Source organism: Providencia sp. TYF-12 (assembly GCF_041344805.1).
Taxonomy (GTDB): domain Bacteria; phylum Pseudomonadota; class Gammaproteobacteria; order Enterobacterales; family Enterobacteriaceae; genus Providencia; species Providencia huashanensis.
Genome location: NZ_CP166833.1, coordinates 3248285 through 3270617, shown reverse-complemented (window position 1 = coordinate 3270617; position 22333 = coordinate 3248285). Strand labels below are relative to the sequence as shown.

Annotated in this window: 19 protein-coding genes and 1 pseudogene; 13 read left to right on the top strand and 7 right to left on the bottom strand. The window is 40.2% G+C overall.

Features of this window, described 5'->3' with window-relative positions; translation table 11 throughout:
- Positions 1 to 3: 3 nt before the first annotated feature.
- Genes ABE954_RS15005 through ABE954_RS14995 form a run of 3 tightly spaced genes read right to left on the bottom strand, consistent with a single transcriptional unit; the run spans position 4 to position 2147 of the window.
- The gene (locus ABE954_RS15005) at positions 4 to 732 is read right to left on the bottom strand and encodes an MAE_28990/MAE_18760 family HEPN-like nuclease (protein ID WP_371025545.1); all 729 of its coding nucleotides are present in this window, start codon (positions 730 to 732) and stop codon (positions 4 to 6) included.
- 3 nt (positions 733 to 735) lie between these two features.
- On the bottom strand, positions 736 to 1878 hold the full coding sequence (locus ABE954_RS15000; protein WP_371025544.1) for a DUF262 domain-containing protein: 1143 nt from the start codon (positions 1876 to 1878) through the stop codon (positions 736 to 738).
- A 17-nt stretch (positions 1879 to 1895) separates the two neighbouring features.
- The gene (locus ABE954_RS14995) at positions 1896 to 2147 is read right to left on the bottom strand and encodes an Arc family DNA-binding protein (RefSeq protein WP_371025543.1); all 252 of its coding nucleotides are present in this window, start codon (positions 2145 to 2147) and stop codon (positions 1896 to 1898) included.
- 100 nt (positions 2148 to 2247) lie between these two features.
- Between ABE954_RS14995 and ABE954_RS14990 the strand changes: the two genes are divergently transcribed.
- From ABE954_RS14990 to ABE954_RS14930, 13 genes and pseudogenes are all read left to right on the top strand, one after another.
- Positions 2248 to 2406 (top strand): Arc family DNA-binding protein, encoded by a 159-nt coding sequence (locus ABE954_RS14990; RefSeq protein ID WP_165880893.1) that lies wholly within the window; start codon positions 2248 to 2250, stop codon positions 2404 to 2406.
- Positions 2407 to 2478: 72 nt separating this feature from the next.
- Positions 2479 to 3339: a phage antirepressor N-terminal domain-containing protein gene (locus ABE954_RS14985; RefSeq protein WP_371025542.1), complete on the top strand. Its 861-nt coding sequence runs from the start codon at positions 2479 to 2481 to the stop codon at positions 3337 to 3339.
- A 44-nt stretch (positions 3340 to 3383) separates the two neighbouring features.
- Positions 3384 to 3530: pseudogene (locus ABE954_RS14980) on the top strand (Arc family DNA-binding protein); the annotation flags it as partial.
- 329 nt (positions 3531 to 3859) lie between these two features.
- Positions 3860 to 4009: a hypothetical protein gene (locus ABE954_RS14975; RefSeq protein WP_171831162.1), complete on the top strand. Its 150-nt coding sequence runs from the start codon at positions 3860 to 3862 to the stop codon at positions 4007 to 4009.
- Positions 4010 to 4012: 3 nt separating this feature from the next.
- Positions 4013 to 4540, top strand: a complete 528-nt coding sequence (locus ABE954_RS14970; protein WP_096864246.1) for a DUF2335 domain-containing protein — start codon at positions 4013 to 4015, stop codon at positions 4538 to 4540.
- 114 nt (positions 4541 to 4654) lie between these two features.
- Positions 4655 to 5050 carry a hypothetical protein gene (locus ABE954_RS14965; RefSeq protein ID WP_272680720.1) on the top strand — a complete coding sequence of 132 codons (396 nt, stop codon included), beginning with the start codon at positions 4655 to 4657 and terminating at the stop codon, positions 5048 to 5050.
- A gap of 84 nt (positions 5051 to 5134) precedes the next feature.
- Entirely contained in the window at positions 5135 to 5521 is a 387-nt protein-coding gene (locus ABE954_RS14960; RefSeq protein WP_272515455.1) for a hypothetical protein, read from the top strand.
- 104 nt (positions 5522 to 5625) lie between these two features.
- The gene (locus ABE954_RS14955; protein ID WP_371025541.1) at positions 5626 to 9075 is read left to right on the top strand and encodes a tape measure protein; all 3450 of its coding nucleotides are present in this window, start codon (positions 5626 to 5628) and stop codon (positions 9073 to 9075) included.
- On the top strand, positions 9076 to 9573 hold the full coding sequence (locus ABE954_RS14950; RefSeq protein ID WP_136135590.1) for a hypothetical protein: 498 nt from the start codon (positions 9076 to 9078) through the stop codon (positions 9571 to 9573). It begins immediately after the preceding gene.
- The gene (locus tag ABE954_RS14945; protein WP_371025540.1) at positions 9570 to 10037 is read left to right on the top strand and encodes a DUF1833 family protein; all 468 of its coding nucleotides are present in this window, start codon (positions 9570 to 9572) and stop codon (positions 10035 to 10037) included. Before ABE954_RS14950 ends, ABE954_RS14945 begins: the two co-directional genes overlap by 4 nt.
- Positions 10037 to 10429 (top strand): NlpC/P60 family protein, encoded by a 393-nt coding sequence (locus ABE954_RS14940; RefSeq protein ID WP_371025539.1) that lies wholly within the window; start codon positions 10037 to 10039, stop codon positions 10427 to 10429. Before ABE954_RS14945 ends, ABE954_RS14940 begins: the two co-directional genes overlap by 1 nt.
- Positions 10416 to 12890, top strand: a complete 2475-nt coding sequence (locus ABE954_RS14935; RefSeq protein WP_371025538.1) for a host specificity factor TipJ family phage tail protein — start codon at positions 10416 to 10418, stop codon at positions 12888 to 12890. Before ABE954_RS14940 ends, ABE954_RS14935 begins: the two co-directional genes overlap by 14 nt.
- 61 nt (positions 12891 to 12951) lie before the next feature.
- Positions 12952 to 15528, top strand: coding sequence for a hypothetical protein (locus ABE954_RS14930; RefSeq protein WP_371025537.1), 2577 nt, complete (start codon positions 12952 to 12954; stop codon positions 15526 to 15528).
- A 106-nt stretch (positions 15529 to 15634) separates the two neighbouring features.
- On the opposite strand, the gene ABE954_RS14925 is transcribed toward ABE954_RS14930, so the two are convergent.
- The 4 genes from ABE954_RS14925 to ybfF form a co-directional block, all read right to left on the bottom strand.
- Entirely contained in the window at positions 15635 to 17566 is a 1932-nt protein-coding gene (locus ABE954_RS14925) for a type I secretion system permease/ATPase (RefSeq protein WP_131681060.1), read from the bottom strand.
- A 3-nt stretch (positions 17567 to 17569) separates the two neighbouring features.
- Positions 17570 to 18898 carry an HlyD family type I secretion periplasmic adaptor subunit gene (locus ABE954_RS14920; protein ID WP_166696830.1) on the bottom strand — a complete coding sequence of 443 codons (1329 nt, stop codon included), beginning with the start codon at positions 18896 to 18898 and terminating at the stop codon, positions 17570 to 17572.
- A complete protein-coding gene (locus tag ABE954_RS14915) occupies positions 18895 to 21000 on the bottom strand; it encodes a peptidase domain-containing ABC transporter (RefSeq protein WP_371025536.1) in 2106 nt (701 codons plus the stop codon). Before ABE954_RS14915 ends, ABE954_RS14920 begins: the two co-directional genes overlap by 4 nt.
- A gap of 243 nt (positions 21001 to 21243) precedes the next feature.
- On the bottom strand, positions 21244 to 22020 hold the full coding sequence (ybfF, locus tag ABE954_RS14910) for an esterase (RefSeq protein ID WP_042846481.1): 777 nt from the start codon (positions 22018 to 22020) through the stop codon (positions 21244 to 21246).
- Between the last annotated feature and the right edge of the window lie 313 nt (positions 22021 to 22333).

Here is a 22333-nt window from a genome sequence, read left to right as displayed (position 1 = left end):
TTATTATAAGTCAGAGGTAATGGGTTGTCGTAAAAATTTTTTGGCATAAATGTAAGACTCTATATTGTCTAAAATGCCATCAAGGTAATAAATTACCTCGTTTTTGAATTTTAGTAATTCGTCAATAGATGTCTCTCTTCCTTTTTCTCTGAAAGAATTAGAACCGTGAGCTAGTGAGTTTCTTGAGTTCTTTATGTTAACCAAGCAAGCTCCATTTCTTGTTTTATTTTTGTCTGTTTTAAATGAAAATCCATAACTATCAGCTATTTTTCTTATTTTCTTTGCATCAACGTTACCAGAGAATAAAGGATTTTTGTTATTTTCAACAAGGCTCTTATGTTTCTTCAGCCAAGAATCAAGAATAATTTTAGACGCATCAAAACTCCCATAATCAAAATCATTAATTGTTGACTCGTCGATATTTTTTAGGGCTATTTTTGTAAGGTTAATACAAAGAAGATCTGCACTTAAGCTATTGTTACTCAAAATTTCATCATGAATATCCTCTATAGCATTTGAGATAGTTGCTTCTATCAGATTGTATAGCAAGATCCATGCATTTGATTTTAGTATGTGGGTCATATCCATTGATATGCGTTCTGTTTTAATTGAGCTGCCATCTTGATAGGATAGACTTGGTTTTTTATTAATAAGCATTCCAATAAAGGAAAAATACTCTTCGATATCATTTGCACGCTCATCAAATAGGATCCTACTTTTCATATCTGCCATAGACTATTCCTCTAGATTTTCATTTTCATCAGAGGGGATAGGCTCTGGGGATTTACCTAGTAAGTTATCCCTAACATATTCAATTCTACCTTTTACTTTTGGTCGAGAGTTGCTTGCATCAGAACGAGTGTGCGTGACGAACTCTTTCGAATTCACCCATGTATCAATATTTTTCGGTACTAACTTAGGGTTTTCCCTCAATGCTAGAGTTGCGCCAACTGATAGGGATTCAAATCTAATTCTAGGCACGGTAGTCGCATTTGTGGTTTTTCTGAATCCACCCGGGAAATATGTGTCTATAAATGTACACATATCAATGAATTGTTTTTTAAGTTTCTTTTTGTCAGTAGCTGTTAATGATTTATTTTTATCCATTAAATACTCAGTTAAGAAATCATCGACACTTTTTTGGAAGTTTAGATATCCATCAGAGTACGCGAAGTATCGTAATACTAATTCTAAATATTCAGAGCGATCCTGACGGACTTTAGTTATCGGGCATATGGATTTAAATAAATCATTATTAGCAAGTTCTTTTATGAAAGTTAAGAATTTACCATCATTACTACCACGTCGTTGCTCCATTGTGTTTAGTTTCGTTCCACCCGAATTTAGGCGGTCAAAAATCTCTCTACGAGTTTCTTCATCGCATCGTTCTGTTAACTCGATCATTCTTATTGTCTTTCTAGCAAAACGTAGTCGCCTTGGTTGGTTAAAATCTGAATATTTAAAGCCATTTGCAGCGGGAAGTTTCTTGAGCCCAGTTAAAGTAAATTTATTATTTAAAAAAGAGTATAAAGTTCTAATCCTCTGGCTTCCATCTACTATTTCTATTCGACCTGCATTATCTCCTTCGCTGACATCGGCAACGAAAATGTAAGGTATTGGAAGCTTTAGCAGGAGGGACTCAATGAATCTTGATTTTTGTTTAATATCCCATACATATTCGCGTTGATAGTCAGGTATAAACAGCTCTGCCTCATCTTCTTCTAGGCCATTTTGAAATTTTTCTACAATAACACCGATTGGATACTCTCGTATTTCATGATCGGTTACTTTTTCAAGTCTTTTGATTTCTTTATCTAAGTTATCTTGTTCTTTTTTTGTTTTTAAAGTTTGCTCTTTCTTGACTTGCTTAGCACACATCTCACACCTCAAGTATTTTATTTTTTAAATTCGTAAAGTTTCACTAGGGAGTCATAAACAACCTTCTTAAACTCTTCTGCTTGGATTGCTGCTTGGTGCTCTGCGCTTGTTTGTGGCGTAGTTGATGCCGCGTCTACAGCTTCTTGCAGTATCATTACTATTTCTGAATTTAATGATCTGCCATTCTGTGCAGCTCTTACAGTTAGTTTCTCTTTTAAATCATCCGACATTCTTACGCCGAATGGTGCAATGCTTCTCATGCCTTTCATATTCACTCTCACTGTTGTGTGATATCACAGTGTAGTGAATATTTTTTTGACTTAATACTCTCACCGTGTAATGATAGTGAAACCAAAACGGAGGTATTAAATGAAAGTAAGGGATATCGCACCATTTGGTGTAAGAATGGAGCCAAGTCTCAAAGAGGCTCTAAAGAAGTCAGCAAAAGATGAGGGTAGATCGTTAAACTCTGAAATAATCCAGAGATTAATAAAAAGTCTAAAAGCTGATGGGATATTGAGTGCATAAAATAGAGAAGCCCCAACTACTTGCAATAGTCAGGGCTTCAAGTTTAGTCCGAAACCTAGAGAGAAACGAACTATGAATACTATATCAACAATTAATGTGCCTTTCCACGGTGATAATCTATATGTGGTTAATTACAACGGTGAGCCGCATGTACCGATGAAGCCAATTGTAGAAGGCATGGGGTTAGACTGGAAAAGCCAATTCAGCAAGATTAAATCAAGGTTTTCTAAAGGCATGGTGGAAATCACCATACCTACAAAAGGCGGTGAGCAATCAATGATTTGCCTAGCCCTCCGTAAACTTACTGGCTGGCTTCACACTATCAGCCCTAACAAAGTTAAAGCTGAAATCCGTGATAAGGTGATCCAGTATCAAGAAGAATGCGACGACGTACTTTATGAGTATTGGACTACGGGTGAAGTTAAGGCTAAACATAAATCAACAGTTCAGGAACGCAACCCATTAAAGAACGCTGTTAATCTACTGGTAAGTAAAAAGGGCATTATGTACCCAGAAGCGTATTCGCTAGTACATCAGAAATTTAATGTTAGCGGGATTGACGAACTTACAGCAGATCAGATACCGATGGCAGTTGAGTATGTTCACAAGTTAGTGATGGAAGGTGAATACATACCTAAGCAGGACGAGTTACCTTTATCAAATCAGCAAATAACAGATGATGAGTTAATCACTCTTTGCTGGCAGTGGAATTACTTATCATTGTGTTGTGCAGCCATGAGCGAGGTTTACCCGATACTTCATGCAGCAGAGCATAGATTAGAGGGTAGATATTACGATATGCCTAAAGAGGCTAGCAGGGCGAATAGTGAGATAAGAAAGTTACTTGATAGATTAACTCGCCACATCGAACCAAAGCAAACAGACAACTCTAGAATTCTAAATAGATTAAGATTGGATTCATTACCAGCTTAACCACATAGCCCAAGGATGGGCTTCTAACTTAACAGGTAAACAAAATGACAGATAAATTTCCTAGCCAGTTAATGGATAAATTTAGTTTGAGACTACCTAGCGGTATGAGAGATGCAATTGCTGATAGGGCTGATAGTAATGGACGGTCAATGAATTCAGAAATCATCAGTATATTATCTGACGCCTTGAACGGCACAGTTCCTGATTGTGATCTTGGTTCAACGTTGCTGATTAACTCATTGAAGAAAGAAATCGTGAAGGAAATTCTAGATAATTTTATAGTGCTACCTAAGAGTTAGTAGCTGGTTATAACCACAGTCATTACAAGGGTGGCGTATTATACACCTCGATATTCAAGATACAAGTAGAGCTTGCAGTTAAGTTAACTTAATTCTAATATACTCCAAGGTATATTTAGCAATTTGATGTAACCACAAACTATGAATTGTGGTTTTTAACTAAGCGGAGGTGTCACATGACAGCAACAATGCGCAGATATCTCATAGCTATGGGGAGCATAATGGACTTGGCTCCTGCTACAAATTACAGAAAAATGGCAGCGCAAGGGCGAGACCAAGATCGCCTAAAAAAAGATATCGAATATGTGGGGAAAGACATGACCAAGGTTGCTGCTGGTCTAGAGTCTTATTGCGTAACAGAAAAGAAATAGCTCATGGATTTAAAGCCTAAAGATGAAATTGTGACCATTGACGATGATAATCCCGATCAGGGCTCAGATGTTGATGGTGCGATAGCGAAAATAGAAAGTACAGTGATTGATAATCCAATAATACTTGAAAGAATATTGGATAATCCTAGAGTCATGGCTATCGTTCAGAAAAAAGAGTCTTTTAGAGGGCCTTTGCCACCGCCTGACTTTTTGCAGAGGTATGAAGAAATCCTTCCTGGAGGAGCGGAAAGAATTTTCTGCCTAACAGAAAAAGAGCAAAGCTTTAGGCATGATACGCATAAAACGGCCCTTAAGGGAGCTATAAAAAAAGATAGTCGCGGGCAATGGATGGGTTTTTTTCTCTCAATAAGCGTATTAATTATTGCAACTTATTTTGCTAAAGATGGTGCGTATTGGTTTGCAGGAACTCTCATTACAGGAAACCTAGTGGCATTAGCTGCTGTGTTTGCCGCAGGTAGAAAGGGAAATAAGAACCAAGACAGCTCTGATAGTGAAGAGGCTCCAAATTAGTCTGCCAAATACAAGCTATCATAACAACCCACCCACTCCGGTGGGTTTTTTATTGCCTGAACTCTGCATTGAGGGTACATTTTAATCATCTGATTTAACGGTTGGTAATTTAGTGTGCATGCTAAAATCTTGCGAGTTCTGTGTATTTTTCTGTTGGTATTATTAACTTTTGTTATAGGTGTATCAATTAACACCAGTAAAAAACCAACTATTATTGACGGCGCTAAACAAGCTGTAATTGACCTTATGCATCAGCCAAAAGCAGCCGACATGAGAAATGTTACTTTTTACCAAGCAGGTAAAAGCATGAGCCGCAAGGCTGTAGGTGATGTTTGTGGAGAAGTGTTTACATTCAAAGATGACCTGCCTTATAAGTACAAAAGATTTATTGTTGAGGTTGCAGCGAATCAAGAAGGCGAGTGCGTATTCTCCATCCCTTTATTCGACTTTGAAGGTGAAATGGTGCCAGAGCCCGATTTCCAGAAGATATGGGATGAGAGGTGTAACTAGACCTGCTTCGGCAGGTTTTTTGTTTGCTTCAATTTGCATCCTCGCTGCGCTAACATTACTGAAACTAATTGATGGGATGGTGAGATGAAAAGAATATTAGCAGTGGCTGCGGTGGTTGCTTTGCTGGCAGGGTGTGGTGAAAGCGACCCTAAATACGATGGTGAATATATCTGCGATGTGGATCAAATATCCAATAGCCAAGTTATATCAAATGGCAATCCTAACGCATTCCCTAAAGATACAACAAAGGCTAACATAATCGTCGAAAATAGAGTCATTACAGTTAAGGGACTGAAAAATGGCGAATTCACAACTCCAAAGCTTAGTGAAAAGAAAGACAGCAATGGCGATGACTATTTATTTTTTGATGGTGAAGATTTGAATGTTGCATTTACAAATAAAGTGGGAATTTTCAATGTGGTTTATCCCGACAAATCAGGGCAACTTCTAATGAACTGCAAAATAAAATAGTAATAGTTCACAACTGATTAACAGACCCTGCCAATTGGCGGGGTTTTTTATTTTAGCTAACAGCCCTGTCACTTGACGGGGCTTTCTTTTTTCAAGAGGTTATCATGACAGTAAATGCAGGTTCGATTGAATTTGTTATTAAGGCTGACACCGAGCAGCTGTTGGTTTCAAATAAGCAGGTAGATAACAGTTTAAGTGATCTGGAAACTAGTTTTGACAAGGCGTCAAGGTCAGTAGAGAAATCAGAGAAATCGATGCTTTCATTTTCCAAAGCCGCATTAGCTGTTAGCTCTGCATTATCTGCTGGGGCGATTATAAAGGCTGTAGATGATTGGGGGCAGATGGCAGCACGCATCAAGATGGCCCTTAATTCTGTTGAGGGAGACGTTGAAAAATACGCTGAAATACAAGATAGATTTGTAAAAATAAGCAACAGAAATGGTAAGGCCGTTGAAACGGTACAGTCACTGTACGCTGGTTCTGCAACTTCAATGAAAGAGCTTGGATACAATACAGAGCAAACAATTGATTATATAGAATCACTTTCTTCAGCATTTACAGCTAACGCCACAGGAACACAGCAAACAGAATCAGCAATGAATGCCCTCAATAGAGCAATGGTGGTAGGCACACTTAAGGGTAATGATTGGCACTCTGTATTAAATGCGACTCCTTCTGTCGTTGGCGATATAGCAAAAGAATTATCCAGATTGCGAGGTGGTATAAAAGTCACTGAGAATGATGTTAAAAAAATGGCATTGGAAACTGGTATTTCTATGAAGCTATTTGTTGATTCAATGAATGGAGCTAAGGAAGCCAACAATGCCTTAGCAGACTCAATGGACAACACTGTTGCTGACGGGTTCACCAAACTAACAAACTCCGCGAAAGCCTATTATGGCGAATTAAACCAATCTTTAGGTATAACAAGAACGGTTTCCGCTGGCTTTGCAGTACTAACAGAAAACTTTGATAAAGTATCAACTGCAATAACAGCAATGGTGGCGATAGGTGCTGCTAAATATTTTGGCACGCTCGCTAACGCCATGAAAAACTCCGCTGTTCAAACGTTAAATCAAAGTAAGGCTTTTAAAGAAAATGCAAATGCTCAACTAGAAGCTGCACAACAAGCGCAGAGAAGAGCTGCGGCAGAAGTTCGTAATGCTCAGTTAGATAGAGCAAGACTTCAAAATAACATAGAGCAAAACAAACGATCTCAGCAAAGCGTTTTATTATCGAATGAAATAGTTGCTGCTCAACAAAGAGAGAGGGCGGCTAAATTAGCTCTTGTACAAGCGAATAACGCTGTTGCAGCATCTCAAGATAGAATAAATGCAGCAAGTGCTATAGGTGCTAGAGCTGTCGGGGTTCTTAAGTCTGCAATGGCACTAGTAGGTGGGCCTGCTGGGGTGGCAATGTTGGCAGGTGGGGCACTCTTGTATTACTGGCAACAAGCAGAGACAGCCAAACAAAAGTCATTGGACTTTGCTGAATCCATTGAAACGCTGACAAACAGAATGAAGGAGCTTTCGGATGTTGCCCTAATGGGTAACGTGGCAGAGGCAAGTAATTCTATTGATGTTCAAAGAGAGGCTATTGAGAAATTACAGGGAGAATTGGAAACCCTGAACGATAACTATCAATGGACGATAAGAAATACAGCTGATTATCAACGTAAGTCAGAGTCACTGGAAAAGCAGCAACGTGAAATTGCAATAAAGACAAAGGAAATTGATGAAGCACAAGCAAAGCTGGCGAGAACAATAAAGTATGTTTCTGATGCTACAGGTGAGCTAACAACAAGAAATAAAGAACTTTATGATGCAATGAATAACGCATCTGGCGTTGCTGGGAAAATGGGTGCTGCGATTGGTGCGTTGCAGAAAAAAATAAAAGCTGCGGCAGATGCTCAAAGGGATCTGAATGATGCCAAAAGAGAAGAGCCAGAAACAGACGAAGGCAAGAAGGCAATACTAAATCTTAAGGAACAAAATGAGCTTCTTAAGATTAAAGATAAGCGCCAGAGAGCAATCAGAAAGGCAGAAATGGAGGCTGCAAAGGTAACAAATAATCCCACTCAAAGGAATGAGATTATAGCAGAATCCACAGCATACTATGACTTGGTAGAGGCTGAACGGGAGCACGAAAAGCAATCTAAAGCATCGACCAAAACATCAGATGATGCGGGCAAGGCAATTAAACGACAAATAGCTGAAATCGAACGCCTTAATAAAGGCTACGAAGAAGGCTCTAAGAAGTTAGCGCAATATGATGCCGGAAAGGCGTTAGGCGATAAGGCAAGTCCTGAGCAGATAGCGGAAGCAGAGCGTTTAGCTGGTGAGTTGTACGATATTCAGCAACGATTAGCAGACAAACGAGCAGCGCTAGAAGCTAATGTGATCGCCAAAGCAGAGAAGCTGAAAACTGATGAGTTGGCACAGATAGAAAGACAACTGAAAGCGGGTGATATTTCCTTTGAAGAGTCACAGCGCCGCAGGTTGGAAATCGCGTCTGAATACGCTACTAAAATTGCAGAGGCCACAGCCAATAATATCATCACACCAGTAGCAGAGAACCGCGCTAAGTTCGACCCTGTGCAAGCATTACAGAACGAAAATACCCGCAAATTAGCCTTGATGAGAGAGTATTACAATCAAGAGCAGCAGTTACTAGATGATTCCTACGCTAAACAGCAAATGTCGCATGAGCAATTTACAGCAGCAAAACAAGCTACTGACATGCAATACAGAGCGCTTATTACAGCGATGGATAATCAGTATCAACAACAGCAAACAGCCGCACAATGGGAGCTAATGAGGAATCAATCATTAAGTTATGAAATGCTGGCGTCTGCGGTTGATTCGTTCGCGGGTAATGCTTCCAATGTAATGACAGGGCTTATGACGGGCACTATGTCGGCAGCTGATGCTATGCGCTCGCTGGGTAATACAATTCTAAACAGTGTCGTTAACTCAATCGTGCAGGTAGGCGTTGAAATGCTGAAAAACTTTATCATCAGTAAAACGATGGGAGTTGCAGCACAGACAGCGAACGCAGCGGCAGCAGTAGCAGGAGGCGCGGCAGCGTTGGCAGCTTGGACGCCTGCGGCAATAGCGGCATCTATCGCAACAGGTGGCGCGGCGGCAGGTAGCGGATTAGCTTCTTTCCAATCGTCAATGCTAGCTGGTCAATCGATGTCATTACTCGGCGGTCGTCGCTACGGCGGTAACGTATCAGGCGGAAATCCATATCGTATTAATGAATCGGGCGAATCTGAGATATTCCAGACTTACGACGGGAAACAGGCTTTCATTCCGAATAAGTCAGGGAAGGTTGTTCCTGCGGATAAGGCCAGTAATGGCGCAGCAAATATATCGGTAACAATTATCCATACAGGACAGCCATTCTCAGTTGAAGACCAGAGAGTTAAGCAAGGCAATGACGGACAGATGATGTTAGAACTAATCACTCGAAGCATAGACGAGGGAAGCACTGTAAGCCAAGCAATTGAGCGAAACTTTAATACAAATCGCAGAGCAAGAGGCGGTTACTAAATGGGTGACTTTAACGAAGAAATTATTGATTACCCTCGCGGTATGCCATTACCGATTAGGGCAGACAAAAACATGACCATCGATACGGGATTTAGGACTGACCAGCCACAGGTTGGCGCTCCTATTTTCCAACCTCTGACGGATGATTTAAAAACCGTTTGGAGTGTGCGGTGGGTATTGAGGCGAGAGCAGGAAAGGCGCTTTGCTCAATGGCTGCGAAGCCCTAACTATCTTGATAACGGTAAGCGTTGGTTTCGGATGGAGATTGATTTGGGCGGTAGTGGACTGCAAGAGCAAATAGTTCACTTCGTTCAAATGCCAGTGCAGACCTCGATAGTTGCTGGCGTGGTGACGTGGACGGGAAGCATTATTTGCCGAAAACTGAACAATACAGATGATGAGTTCGGAGACCTGATAGTCGAGCTATTACCTGAAGAATGGGGCCTACTCGATATTGTCGTCACTGAACGCCTACCACGATGCAAGGGGGGAGAATGAAGTTAAGAGAGTACAGAGCGCAACGACCAATGCGTACATTCTACGAGACCATTCAATTCTCCCATGATTCATTCGGAAACATTCATTTAGTCAGCTTACAGATAGAGCCTAAGGTATTGGGCGGTGTTGAGTATCAGCCGTGTAACTTTGAACTCGCTGAAAGCCAGCAAAGCAAAACGCCGATTATCGATGCTTCTGTTAAGTTTAGCCGAGTAGCGCAGGACTTTAAGCAGCAGCTCAAGTTATGGCGGTCAAACACTCGAATGAAGCCAATTATCGCAACGTTCAGGCTATTTGATTCTGCTGATATGAACAATCCGATAAGCGAATGGTCGCTGTATGTGAAAGACTGCTCTCTTGATGCGGAATCAGTCACTGTCACGCTGTCGATGAATAACCCGCTGAATAAGAACGTTGGTCGAATTTACACGATGGAAGAATTCACAGGACTGGAGACGGTTTAATGACGAAATTAGAGTTTATTAATCTGATGATAGGCAAGCCATGGAAGAATCGTGCGTGTACGTTTGAAGCATGTGATTGTTGGGCGCTGGTTGTACTTTACTATAGGTATGTACTAGGTACGGAAATTCATCATGATGCTGGCTACGAATCGGACCATGATTTTGTAACCTGCTATGAGAATGAAGTCGAATTTTGGCAACGTACCGAGCACCCAATAGATGACGGGATATTCATTGGCTATCGCGGCTCTCAGCCAGCTCACATCGGTTTAATCATCGATGGCAATGCATTTCATAGTCGAGGCGAAAACGGGGCTGTAAGAATGGATAGGCTCATTGTGCTTGAGAAGAAATTCACGAAATTGGAGTTTATGAAATATGCCGATAGTTGAAATTCAGCGAATAGCGGGAACACCTAAAGAAAGAGTCGATTTAACAGTCGGCTCTTTTTTTTATAGCGATTTTCTAGTGCATCAACAGTTGCATAGTGACGTTGTCATTCTCGTTAACGGGCGTGAACTGCAAGAAGATGACGAGTTAGATTTCGAAATTACACCGACTCACTTTATTCAAGTGTTCGACCAGCCTAAAAGCGTTATTGGCGATATTCTGAATCCAGTGTTTAACCTTGTAACGAAAGTATTCTCGTTTCTTGCACCAAAAACACCGTCATTTTCCGCAGCTGAGTCGAATGTTAAAGATAGTCCGAATAACCGACTCACAGGGCAAACAAACGTTGCTCGGGCATACCAAGCAAGACCAGAGATTCACGGTCAAGTAAGGGCGTTTCCTGACCTTATCCAACAATCGATGTTTGAGTATAACAACAACCTCAAGACAGTAACCGAGTGGCTAAACATCGGCATTGGCGAATATAAAACGGAAAGCATCCGATTTGCCGAATCTGATTTCACGGCGATGGCAGGTGCTAGCTACAAGATATACAGACCAAAAGAAGTTATCCCGCTGATTAACGAAGGTTTTGAGTTTCCTGATATCGACGGGCAAGAGTTGCCAGGGCCTAACGAAAGTAAAGATATCCCACAGCAAATGGCGACAGCAAACGAGGTCGTTTCTGGCGAGATAAAAGGCGGTGAAGCTGCGATAAAAATCGTTAAGCAAGATGAGTTTGAATACTTCTACGAGCTGACAAAACCTCGCTCTATTTCAATGACAGTGAATGTGAGCTATGAAACTCCGCAGGGTTCGGTGACTAAAGATGTGAAAATTGACGCTCAATTAGTTGATGTAAAAGAGAGTGACGATGGCTCGTTGATTAACCCAGTTGAATATTACGAATTCTTCTTTGCTAACCTAAGTGGTACTGATTTAGCGCAACTTCCACCGAATGCAGTAGTGAATACAACGAAATTCATCCTGTATGACAATCAGTTTTTAACAGTAGGCCCGTTCTTTTCTCCAGTAGATGGTGACCAGATGTGGATTCACCTGCAAGCGCAACTTGGTGGCGGTGATAACTGCAATGCAACTGTCGAAATCTGGAAGATAAATACGGATAACGAGGAAATAGCTGGCACTCGTCAAAGCTTCAATACTGCGCTAAGCGCTAACAACGGCGCGCGAGTTTATTACAAAACTGACAAAGTAACGCTTAACTCAGGTCGTGGACGTTACGCTGTACAACTCACTCGACGCAACAACAGTAGTGACCAAAGCATCATGAAAATCGAAAACGCTCACATTGTACGAGTTCGTGAGAATGTCGTTTTTGAGAATGACACGATTGTTAATGTGTCAGTGAGAGCAACGGAAGCGCCAACGGGAGCAAGAGAGCGGAAATATAACCTGCTAGCCACTCGCATGGTTATTTCATATGACCGAGTATCAAAGCAAGTTGATTATACGCTCAGGCCATCGCGTAGTTTTGCTGATGCAGTTCTGCACACTTGGCTGATTACTGCTGGCGAAAGCGAGAGAAACATTGATATCGACGGACTATATCGGATTTACGATAGCTTGCCTGATGAGCGATTAGGTTACTTCGATTATACATTCGATGATGAGGATATATCACTCGGTCAGCGTATCGAAACTATCTGTAATTCCGCGCGAGTGACAGCTTATTACGACAATGCGGTTCTCACATTCTCGCGTGAACAATCTAGCGAATTCCCAATGACCACGTTCAATCGGTCAAATATCACAGGTAACGACATGAAGATATCGTATGACATGTCCATGCCATCGGGGTATGACGGAATTGAATTGGAGTATGTCGAGCCAGTTCGCAACAAGAAAGACTATATCCGCTTTCGAGTTGATGAAAACGGCATTACGGAAGGGCTATCACGCACGCCTAATAAGATAGTTTTGCAGGGCTGTAGAAATCGCTATCAAGCAATGGATAGGGCGCTATTAGAAGCTAACCGACTTATTCACCAACGAACAAGTATCAGCCTGACAACCCTAGCAGACGGCGGCAATGTGTACCCGTCAGACATGGTGCTGATAGCTGATACCTACGACTCCAACCAACAAGCAGGTTACATCACTGAGCGAAACGGGGAGGCATTCACAACCAGTGAAAAGATTAAATTAGATGAGGAAATGTGGGTGTATCTCACTGATAGCATGGGTTACACAACGCAGAAATTTAAAGCAGAGCCAAGACCAGATACTGAGTTCGGCTTTATCGCAAGTGTGCCAGAGGATATCGAACTCAATTTCTATGATGGGTACCAGAAGCAAGCACCTTCTAGATATGTGATAGCAACATCAATTGAACTCGAAAACATCAAATGGGTGATAACCGATAAGCGGCCACTCGGTGGAGAGCGTTACGCAATAACTGCAACCGAATATTTCGACGCAAAACCAGACTACAACGCATAACAGCAATCATTAACCAACAAGCCAGCCATTAGAGCTGGCTTTTTTATTGGAAAAAATTGGTATGAGAGAAATCAAACCTACGCAAAAAGACGTTCCAAGCTCAGACGTAAAAGACCTGTTTTTTAACTCAGGAAAAATAGACGAGTGGGTTAACTCATTACGGCATGAATACACAGATAGATTTGGTAAATGCCACAAAACCGCTGCGGGAATGGAGTGGGTTTTTAACGAGCTAGTCACCAAGTTTAAAATTGAATCCGAGCAAGCGCTACTCGCTGCTGGCTATGCTCCAGCTGGAACATTCCAAGAAGGAGCTGAAGTTGTTAGCAGAAATGGCACGGTATTGTGGAAATTGCCAGATGGCGATGGCGACCACTACCGTTGGGATGGTGATTTACCTAAACAAGTTCCAGCAGGGTCAATTCCTGAATCTACTGGCGGCATTGGAAAAGGTGCATGGGTTAGTGTTGGTGATGCGAGTTTGCGAGGGGATATTTTATCAAGCGCAGGTTACAAAAACATAGGCTCATTCAAATCAATTATCGAGCTCAGACAATACAATGCATTATCACTAAACACTGGCGCTCGAGTGCTTGTTGATTCGTATATTGAATGCAAAGGCTATGGCGGCGGCTTCTTTCGCTATGACTCTGAAAATACAGATACTGATGACGGAGTGATGATTATAGCGCCAGTTGGTGGCGGTCGATTTGTCAGAGAAGTACTGGATAACCAACTGTATATTTCTTATGAAATCGCTGGCGCAGACATCACGGGTGTAGAGCCGTCAGAGGATGCAATAGTACGTGCTCATTCAGTAGCCAACCGTCTTGGAGTACAGTTAAAACAAAATCGCGGTAAGTTTCGTATATCTAAACCCGTTGAAGTCAGCGTAAAAACGGATGTGGACTTGAAGGGATCAGAGTTCGTTTTTGATGACGGATTGAATATTAACAAGGTGTTCAACGTCAAGCCGACTGTTAATCTAATCGAAGCGAATGTTAATAACCAAAATTTTGTGAATGGGAATACTGTTGTTCCTGAGTTGGCTATTTACGAAAACGCTGTCGTATCAATTAACTCGAAAGATATTGATATTTACAGAAATGGTGATAGAAACTCGCCAGTTTATAAGCGAGATATTGTCGAAGTCAGAAAGGGTGGCACACTAAGTCATCCACTAATCTATACAATGACAACACAAGTTTCAGTTGTTGTTAATCAACTTGAAAAAAGCAAATTAATATTTAATGCGCCATCGATCACAATTGGAAACTCACTGATTGCATCATTCATTTACTCAACGCGCAATGATGTAACTGTTAACGCAAGCGGAGTAAAAAGAACAGATGATAGCCTTGTTAATCGCATCATCACTTATTTTGAGCCCCACAACTGTAGGGATAACGTCTTAGATGCAATTGCAGTTGATAACGTCAACCACTTTGAAACAGCTAGCGCATACGGGATATCGGGCGGCTCAGTGATACGTCAAGGTGTTAGAAACTATCACGGTGCTGGGGATTGGGGGTTAATGGACGGTAACACTATTCGCGATGGCTTCTCTACTGACATTACAGGTGCGCGAGTTGGTGTTCATGCTCAAGCTTTTAACTTCACCGCCGAGCGTTGCACGCTGAAAGAAAAAGCGATTCAGATTTCAGGCAGAGGCACATTAAAAGTAAGTGATTGTAAAAAGTTTTGCGTCGGTGTGGGTGGTACATCTGGGTACGTGAATACACTAATTGATTTACGAGCGGATTACGGTTCTGAGTGGGTTGGCGATATCATTGTAGACAACCCTGAGCTCAACTGCGGAAACTTGGCACTAACTGATGCGGAAACAGGCATCGTTCGCTTGCACGCAGATAATATCGATTTTGGACGAGAGGTCTTTTATCCGCGCAGGATTATCATTAATGGGGGGGCACTGACAGCATCCACAAATAGCAACGCAGCCCCGAATTTAAATATTGTTGAGCTATTCAGATACCCAACAAGCCAAACGACATTCAGTCGCAAATTGCCACAATTCATTAAAATTGTTGATTTAAATGTCAGAATACCTGCGGGCTCTGGCGTTGTAAGAATTAACCCCGTCCGCTTACCTGGTCAAGCTACGACAGGATTTTACGGGGATATGTCTGTTGAAGTCACTGGAAACATCTTCCCATCCTCAATCCCAACAGCAGTTATTGCAAGAACGGGTATTACATTAAACGTTGATATTGCAGATATATATCAAGCAACAACAGGATATACGGCTAACTTCACTTTTAATAACTCAATAGTTGATGCTGTTTTCGTTAGTCCCGCAAGCTTTAGCTTAACACTAAATAGCTGCGATACTTTGAATGTTGATGGATTTGCAGGTGAAGGAAGAAACGGAAAAGGGATAGTGTGTCACAACGCCTCAAGAATACGCGCTGGAAGGTATTCGGGGGGTGGCGTTACTCACATGTATCTTAATTCTCTATTCAAAGCGGGCGCAGGAAACATTGAGTTGTCGGGAGGAATAGCGAGAGCCTCGGGGAATTCAATAGAAAAAAATGCACAGATAAGCTTCGCGGTAGGAGATACAAAAGAGCGTTTGGTTTACGGTTACTACAACGGAAGTAAGTTTGAGCCGACGGCTTAACAAACTGTGCCGAAATTGTGACACAAAATAGAGGAGAATCATTAAATATATTCAAAAATTAGCAAATCGCAAAAATGCTGGCTGGCTTGTAGTGCGGCTTTGCTAGCTATAAATCGTTAATCAATATTTGCACATCCTGTGACTCGTAATCCAATGCCGAAGTTGCTTCATCTAATATCAAAATATCTGGTTCTGTTAGTAAAGCACGTGCCAGAGCTATTCTTTGACGTTGCCCACCTGATAGGTTAAGGCCTTTTTCTGATAAGGGGGAATTAAACGTGTCAGGTAGCTCCATTATGAAATCATAAGCGCCTGCTAATTTTGCAGCATGAATAACTTTTTCATCCGAAGCTTGCGGGGCACTTAAGCGAATATTATCTGCAATAGAGCCGACGAATAGCATACTTTCTTGCAGAACAACACTCATACGGCGGCGTAATGAAACCGTATCTGCTACAGCTAAATCCATGCCATCGACAATAACTTGACCATGTTGTGGTACATAAAGACGCTGCAATAATTTTGTCAGAGTACTTTTCCCTGACCCGGAAGGGCCTGTTATCCCAATAAATTCCCCTGCTTTAACGGATAGCGACAGGTTATTGAGAACCTCTGGCATATCAGGTTGATAACGAAAACGAATATTTTGAAACTCAATTTTCCCTTGAATGCTGGCAGTGCTCGCAATGCCTTTGCGTTCATTTTCAACTGGTTTATCGAGTATATCCCCAACACGGCGAAGTGAAATTATAGTGTGTTGAAAATCTTGCCAAACTTGTGCAAACCTTAGCACGGGCTGAGTAACATGGGCACTTAGCATATTAAAGGCGACGAGTTCCCCAGGCGATATTCCACCGTTTAAAACTTCTTTGACCCCAACCCACAAGATAATTGCAGTTGTAATTTTACTCACTAATGTCATTAACTGAGAGGCTACTTCACTGCGCATTGAGACTTTAAAGCTTTGTCTCAGTTGTTTACTGAATATTTTTTTCCATCGTTGATTAAAATATTTTTCAGTTGCTGTAGTTTTTACCGTTTCAATTCCTGTAATGGTTTCGGTAAGAAACGTGAGCCCATTTTCATCTGCTTGATAAGACTTTTCAGTTTGCTGACGAATAATTGGCCCAAGTATCATCCATAAAATGAAGAAAACCCCCATCGAACCGAGTAAAATCCATGACATTAGGCTGCTATAGGAAAATAGAACCGCAATAAAGAGGATCACAAAAATGAAGTCAATAAATAGCATCAAAGTTGAGCCAGTCAGAAATTGCCGTATATGCGCTAGCTCACGTATCCTTGCGATGATTTTCCCTGTTGGCCTTAATTTGAAATAATTTAAGGGGAGCGCCATTAAATGCCGATAGATTTTCCCTGATAATTCGGCGCTGATTTGGCTACTGGTATGACTAAAAATTTTATTGCGAATAAAACCGTATATTGGCTCAGCAACGGCAATAGCGAAGATTGCCAATGCAATAACATGTAAGTTGGATAAACTTCGCCCCACTAAAACTTTGTCTACAAGGTTTTGAAATAGTAGAGGGCTAACTAAGGCGAAAAGCTGAATAATGGCTGATAGAATAAAGATATTTCGTAATTTAACATGTTGACGCAAAATAGAAGGAACAAACCAGCTAAACCCAAAAGCTCTTTTTTGCTCTGGCTCTTGTTGCTCTTTAAGCAATAAAATATCGATTTCAGCTTCATTATTAAAATCATCAGCCTGAATTAACTTGATTTCGTTGTTTACAGGGTTGATGAGTACGAGGTCTTTTTCTTGTTGCAAGATTTGCCATGACCCTTGCGTATAGATTAACGCGGGAAGGGGGATGGTTGCTAACTGTGTATATGGTATAGCAATGAGTTCTGTTTCGTAGCCTAGTGTATTGGCACATTCTCTGATCTCCCACTCTGTAGGCGAAAGAGTTTGCATACCAATTGAATGCCTGAGTTGGTCTGTCGAAACATTCTTTTGGTAATAATTAGCCACCCAAACTAAGGCATCCAAGCCATGGTTGTTTATCTGTTCCATCGATTATTTTTCTCTCATTGCATTCGAGGTATATTCATTGATAGGGCTAAGTAGGTAATCAATAATTCGGCGCTTATCGGTTTTTATTTCGGCCACGATAGATAACCCAGGAGTGAGCTCAATCTGTTCACCATCAACTAACAGTTGTTTTTTATTAAGGCCTATTTGACCTAAGAACACTAAGCCAAGGTTTTCATCTTGCGTGCTATCCCGTGAAATAGAGAGAACCTCACCGTCAATGGTGCCATAACGGGTGTAAGGAAAGGCATCGACTTTGACTTCGGCTTTTAAACCTTCATGAATGAAGCCAATATCTTTATTTAAAATTTTAATTTCAGCTAATTGAACATGGTTATTAGGCACTATAACCATTAATTGCTGAGCGGGTTGTAGTACTCCCCCTAAAGTATGAGTGGCTAATTGTTGAACAGTACCATCAACAGGAGCTCGGATGACTTCTAATTGATTTCTTTCATGATTTTTTAATAGTTCTTGTTCTAAGGAGGCTTGTTTAAAAGCCGCTTGCTTATATTTTTCATCCCATTCTTGGTTTTTCTGTGCCTTTATCCTACTTTGTTTTTCAGTTAAGGCATGGTGCTGACTGACAAGAATGGATAATTCAGAGAGCTTGGTAACTTTCTCTTTTTTAGCGATAAGTAGCTCTCGTTCTTGTTCTAAAAATTCTTTCTGGCTGATTAACTGTTTCTGCGTTAATGAATGATGAGCATCAAGTCGTTGCTTTATATTATTGATTAGCGCGTTAATCGTGTTTAACTCATTTTTCCTAGCTTGCTGATTGACAATATTTAATTGAATTTCATTACTAATTTCATTAATGAGAGAGTCAAACTCTATTTGTTGAGTTTGGTAGCTAGAGAGGGCACTTTTTTGCTCAGCTTCAGTTAATTGATGAAATTGAGGTAATTGATCAATCGGTTGTTGCAATAACAGAGCTTGATGAATGAGAGTTTCGGCAATTTGGAAATTATGTTGATAATTTAAGCTAAGAATATCTTGGTCGACGCCTAGCACATTAACCGTAAGTAATGGATCACCTTGTTTGACGGTTTGCCCATCTGCAACATGAATGTGTTCTAAGCGACTTAATTCAAACGCTTGAATTAATTGTGTACGCCCAGAAACAATCAATTTACCTTGGGTAGTTGCCTGAATATCTAGTTTACCAAAAAATGACCAAGCAACGGCAATGAAAATACCAAAACTAATTGATATTGCCACCCACAAGGCCAAATAGGAAGGGGGGGTTTTTAAAATTGCCAAATGGGAAGGCAAAAAACTGTTATAGCGGTTTTGTTTTAATCGATGTTTCATTTTACGTCCATGTCCGGTTTTAAGGATTGTTGCAGGGTCCATAAATGTTTATAGAAATTACCTTGTTCAATAAGCTGCTGGTGGCTGCCTTGTTCTATAATTTCTCCACGTTGCATGACAATAATTCGCTGATGGTGGCGAATGGTTGATAAGCGATGGGCGATGGTAATAACTGTCCTTCCTTTTGCAATAACATGCATGTTCTCTTGAATAACAGCTTGGGATTCATCATCTAAAGCGCTGGTGGCTTCATCAAAAATAATGACTTTAGGGTTAGCAAGTAAGGTACGTGCAATGGCAATACGCTGTCGTTGACCGCCGGAAAGAGACGTCCCCCCTTCAGCCAGTACGGTGTCATATCCCATAGGTAATTTTAAAATAAAGTCATGAGCACCGGCCATCTTCGCTGCATGAACGACGTCATCCATCGAAGCATTGGGGGCTGTTTGGGCAATATTGTGAAAAACAGATTGGCTAAATAAAAAGTTTTCTTGTAATACAATACCTATTTGTTGCCTTAGTGAATGTAGATTAATTGCCGACAAAGGCATGTTATCAACATAAATGGCGCCGCTTTCAGGGGTATAAAGCCGTAACAGTAACCGAGCTAGAGTACTTTTCCCTGAGCCTGAAGTACCGACAACGCCAATGGTTTCCCCTGCTTTAATATTTAAGTTAAAGTTTTTAAGGATATAAGGCATATTGGGTTGATAGCGGAATGAGACATCTTTTATAAATAGATTCCCTTGAATTGACTGCTTGTTTTCTTGCCTGGATTGTTCAACGGGGAGATTAATAATTTGCGATAGCTTTTCAATAGCAACACCTGTACGAATATAGTCCCCCCATAATTTTACGAGTTTGACTAAAGGTTGATTGGCATGGCTGACCATCATATGAAACGCGATAAATTGGCCAATAGTCATTTGTAAAGCTAATACCTCAGATGCCCCAACCCATAAAACGATAGCACTGGTGATTTTTTCAATAGCCATGACTAAGTGTTCAGAGCGTGAGCTTATTTGCCCTGATACAAAATTAGTATGGCTCATATCGGATGTTTGACCATCCCATCGGCGAGTAAAATTAGGTTCTACCGATAAGCTTTTGGCTGTTTCAATACCATTGATGCTTTCAGTAAGAAAAGAGGTATTAATTGCGATGTTAGTAAATTGCTGTTGAGCGGCGGCTTCAATTTTAGGTGTTAACCACCAAGCTAATAAAAGGTAAAAAGGAATAGAGCATAGAAAGATTAATGTTAGAGTGGTTGATATTAAATTCATCACGAAAATAAATACAAATAAAAATAATACATCAACACATAATGTAAAGAAGCTGCTCGTTAAAAATTCGCGAATAGTTTCTAATTCTTTTACACGGGTAACAATTGCACCTATTTGACGGTTTTTGAAAAAGGGGATAGGTAACCGTAGTAAATGATTAACTAATTTTAAACCCAATGTCATGTCTATTCGATTAACCGTATGATGATAAACGTATTCACGTAACCCTTTTAGTATAACTTCAATAAATGCAGCAACAATTAAACCGAAAATTAGCACATCTAATGTCACTAAACTATTATGAATTAATACTTTATCCATAATAACTTGCATAACAATAGGAGAAACCAAAGCTAATATTTGTAAGATAAATGAAAAAAACAAAACCCATAAAATAATAGATTTATATTTCATAAACTCTGCTTGAAACCAAGATATATCAAATTGCCCTTGCTTCAGGTTTACATGCAACCAATCACCATTCCATCGTTGTTGTAGCTCTTCAATGCTCCAAATCTCAGGGGGGAGGTTACCCATTTGTTGTACTAAGACTTGTTCTTGATTGCGATTAGCTAACAAGAAGGCCTCACCCTGGGTGTTATATAAAATAGCCGGACAGACTATTTTGGCGATATCTTTATTTTTTTGATGCTTATTCTTGCAGTTAATATGATACTTTTTTTTAATGATTTTGAGTTTTTCATTATAATTAATAGACTGCTTTAGCATTTCCTCAAGTTCTTTAGGGTTTATTTGCCCTGACAACTTGGCGATAACACTAATAAAATATAATGTTGATTGTGATTTGGCGGTTTCCATTTTCTGTATTAATCATTCCCTTGGTTTTATTACATGCATAAACATAAATGCATATTGAAAAAATCAATTTAACATTGGCGATGAAGAAGGGGCTTTTAAATTTGGATAATACAGTGATTACAATTATCTGTGTATTGAAGTTAGTCTTATTGTTTAGTTTGAAAAAAAATAATTAAAAAATAAACCTTATTAGAGATATTGAGAATGAAAGTTCATCTTCAATATCTCGTTCATGATGATTTATTATTTTGGAATAGCCAAAAAACGGTGGATTGCTCTTAACACATGATCCGGTTTTTCGGCATGTACCCAATGACCAGTATCCGCAACAACCCAAGCTTTGGCCTTAGGAAATTGTTGAGCGATTTCATCGGAATATTCGGCTTGTACATAAGGTGAATTTCCTCCAGGAATTAATAATACAGGCTTATTCCATGCAGGGACGGTTTCCCAACCAATAATTTTCTCATAATTCGTTTTTAGTGCGGGCAAATTGAACTTCCATTCACCTTGCTTAAAAGATTTTAGGAGAAATTGGATAACGCCATCTTCATTGATATGGTGACGCATAATGGTTGTCGCTTCTTGACGAGTTTTAGCTTGCTCCGCAGTAACTGCATCCAGAGCTGCAAAGATTTTATCATGGCGGCGAACTTGATAAGCGACAGGGGCGATATCAATAGCAACTACCTGAGTGATAAAATCAGGGGCTAAAGCCGTTGCTGCCATTGCTATTTTCCCCCCCATGGAGTGACCAATTAAAATGGCATTTTTATAACCTAATGACTTTATAAGGTTAATCACATCTTGCGCCATTTGTTGATAACTCATTTGGTCGTCACGAAATGAATCACCATGATTGCGAACATCAATTTGAATAGTATCAAAATATTGTTGTAAATCACGGCCTAACACGCCTAAGTTATGCAGGTCACCGAATAGCCCATGAATTAATACAACAGGGTTATTAGAGATTGGATTTTCAGGTTTATGAATAGTATGGTTGAGTAACACAGTCATATTTGTTTTATCAATTTATCAGTGATACAAGTAGCTTTATCATGGCATGGCTAGGGATAAAATCCAAATAGTCAAATAATCTTCTTCGGAGGGTGAACAATTCAATAATTGGGTTAATAGAATGCTTTTATGCAAAGAATTTAAGAAAATTGAACTTGGTCACTGTGATGAAATGAGTAAAGTAATGGTATGATAACATACTGAATTATCTTTAAACTTAAAGGAGTGTTTACTTTAAGTTATTGAAATTTTAATTGTTTTGTTTTTTTTAAATCTGTCTTATAATCACACCGCAAATTTTAGTTAAAATAAA

Excerpts from the sequence above, each read along its gene's own strand:
- ABE954_RS14920 (WP_166696830.1), bottom strand. The coding sequence starts at position 18,898 with ATGAAACATCGATTAAAACAAAACCGCTATAACAGTTTTTTGCCTTCC.
- ABE954_RS14990 (WP_165880893.1), top strand. The coding sequence starts at position 2,248 with ATGAAAGTAAGGGATATCGCACCATTTGGTGTAAGAATGGAGCCAAGT.
- ABE954_RS14950 (WP_136135590.1), top strand. The coding sequence starts at position 9,076 with ATGGGTGACTTTAACGAAGAAATTATTGATTACCCTCGCGGTATGCCA.
- ABE954_RS14955 (WP_371025541.1), top strand. The coding sequence starts at position 5,626 with ATGACAGTAAATGCAGGTTCGATTGAATTTGTTATTAAGGCTGACACC.
- ABE954_RS14945 (WP_371025540.1), top strand. The coding sequence starts at position 9,570 with ATGAAGTTAAGAGAGTACAGAGCGCAACGACCAATGCGTACATTCTAC.
- ABE954_RS15005 (WP_371025545.1), bottom strand. The coding sequence starts at position 732 with ATGGCAGATATGAAAAGTAGGATCCTATTTGATGAGCGTGCAAATGAT.
- ABE954_RS14925 (WP_131681060.1), bottom strand. The coding sequence starts at position 17,566 with ATGGAACAGATAAACAACCATGGCTTGGATGCCTTAGTTTGGGTGGCT.
- ABE954_RS14915 (WP_371025536.1), bottom strand. The coding sequence starts at position 21,000 with ATGGAAACCGCCAAATCACAATCAACATTATATTTTATTAGTGTTATC.
- ABE954_RS14960 (WP_272515455.1), top strand. The coding sequence starts at position 5,135 with ATGAAAAGAATATTAGCAGTGGCTGCGGTGGTTGCTTTGCTGGCAGGG.
- ABE954_RS14935 (WP_371025538.1), top strand. The coding sequence starts at position 10,416 with ATGCCGATAGTTGAAATTCAGCGAATAGCGGGAACACCTAAAGAAAGA.
- ABE954_RS15000 (WP_371025544.1), bottom strand. The coding sequence starts at position 1,878 with ATGTGTGCTAAGCAAGTCAAGAAAGAGCAAACTTTAAAAACAAAAAAA.
- ABE954_RS14975 (WP_171831162.1), top strand. The coding sequence starts at position 3,860 with ATGGACTTGGCTCCTGCTACAAATTACAGAAAAATGGCAGCGCAAGGG.
- ybfF (WP_042846481.1), bottom strand. The coding sequence starts at position 22,020 with ATGACTGTGTTACTCAACCATACTATTCATAAACCTGAAAATCCAATC.
- ABE954_RS14995 (WP_371025543.1), bottom strand. The coding sequence starts at position 2,147 with ATGAAAGGCATGAGAAGCATTGCACCATTCGGCGTAAGAATGTCGGAT.
- ABE954_RS14940 (WP_371025539.1), top strand. The coding sequence starts at position 10,037 with ATGACGAAATTAGAGTTTATTAATCTGATGATAGGCAAGCCATGGAAG.
- ABE954_RS14970 (WP_096864246.1), top strand. The coding sequence starts at position 4,013 with ATGGATTTAAAGCCTAAAGATGAAATTGTGACCATTGACGATGATAAT.
- ABE954_RS14985 (WP_371025542.1), top strand. The coding sequence starts at position 2,479 with ATGAATACTATATCAACAATTAATGTGCCTTTCCACGGTGATAATCTA.
- ABE954_RS14930 (WP_371025537.1), top strand. The coding sequence starts at position 12,952 with ATGAGAGAAATCAAACCTACGCAAAAAGACGTTCCAAGCTCAGACGTA.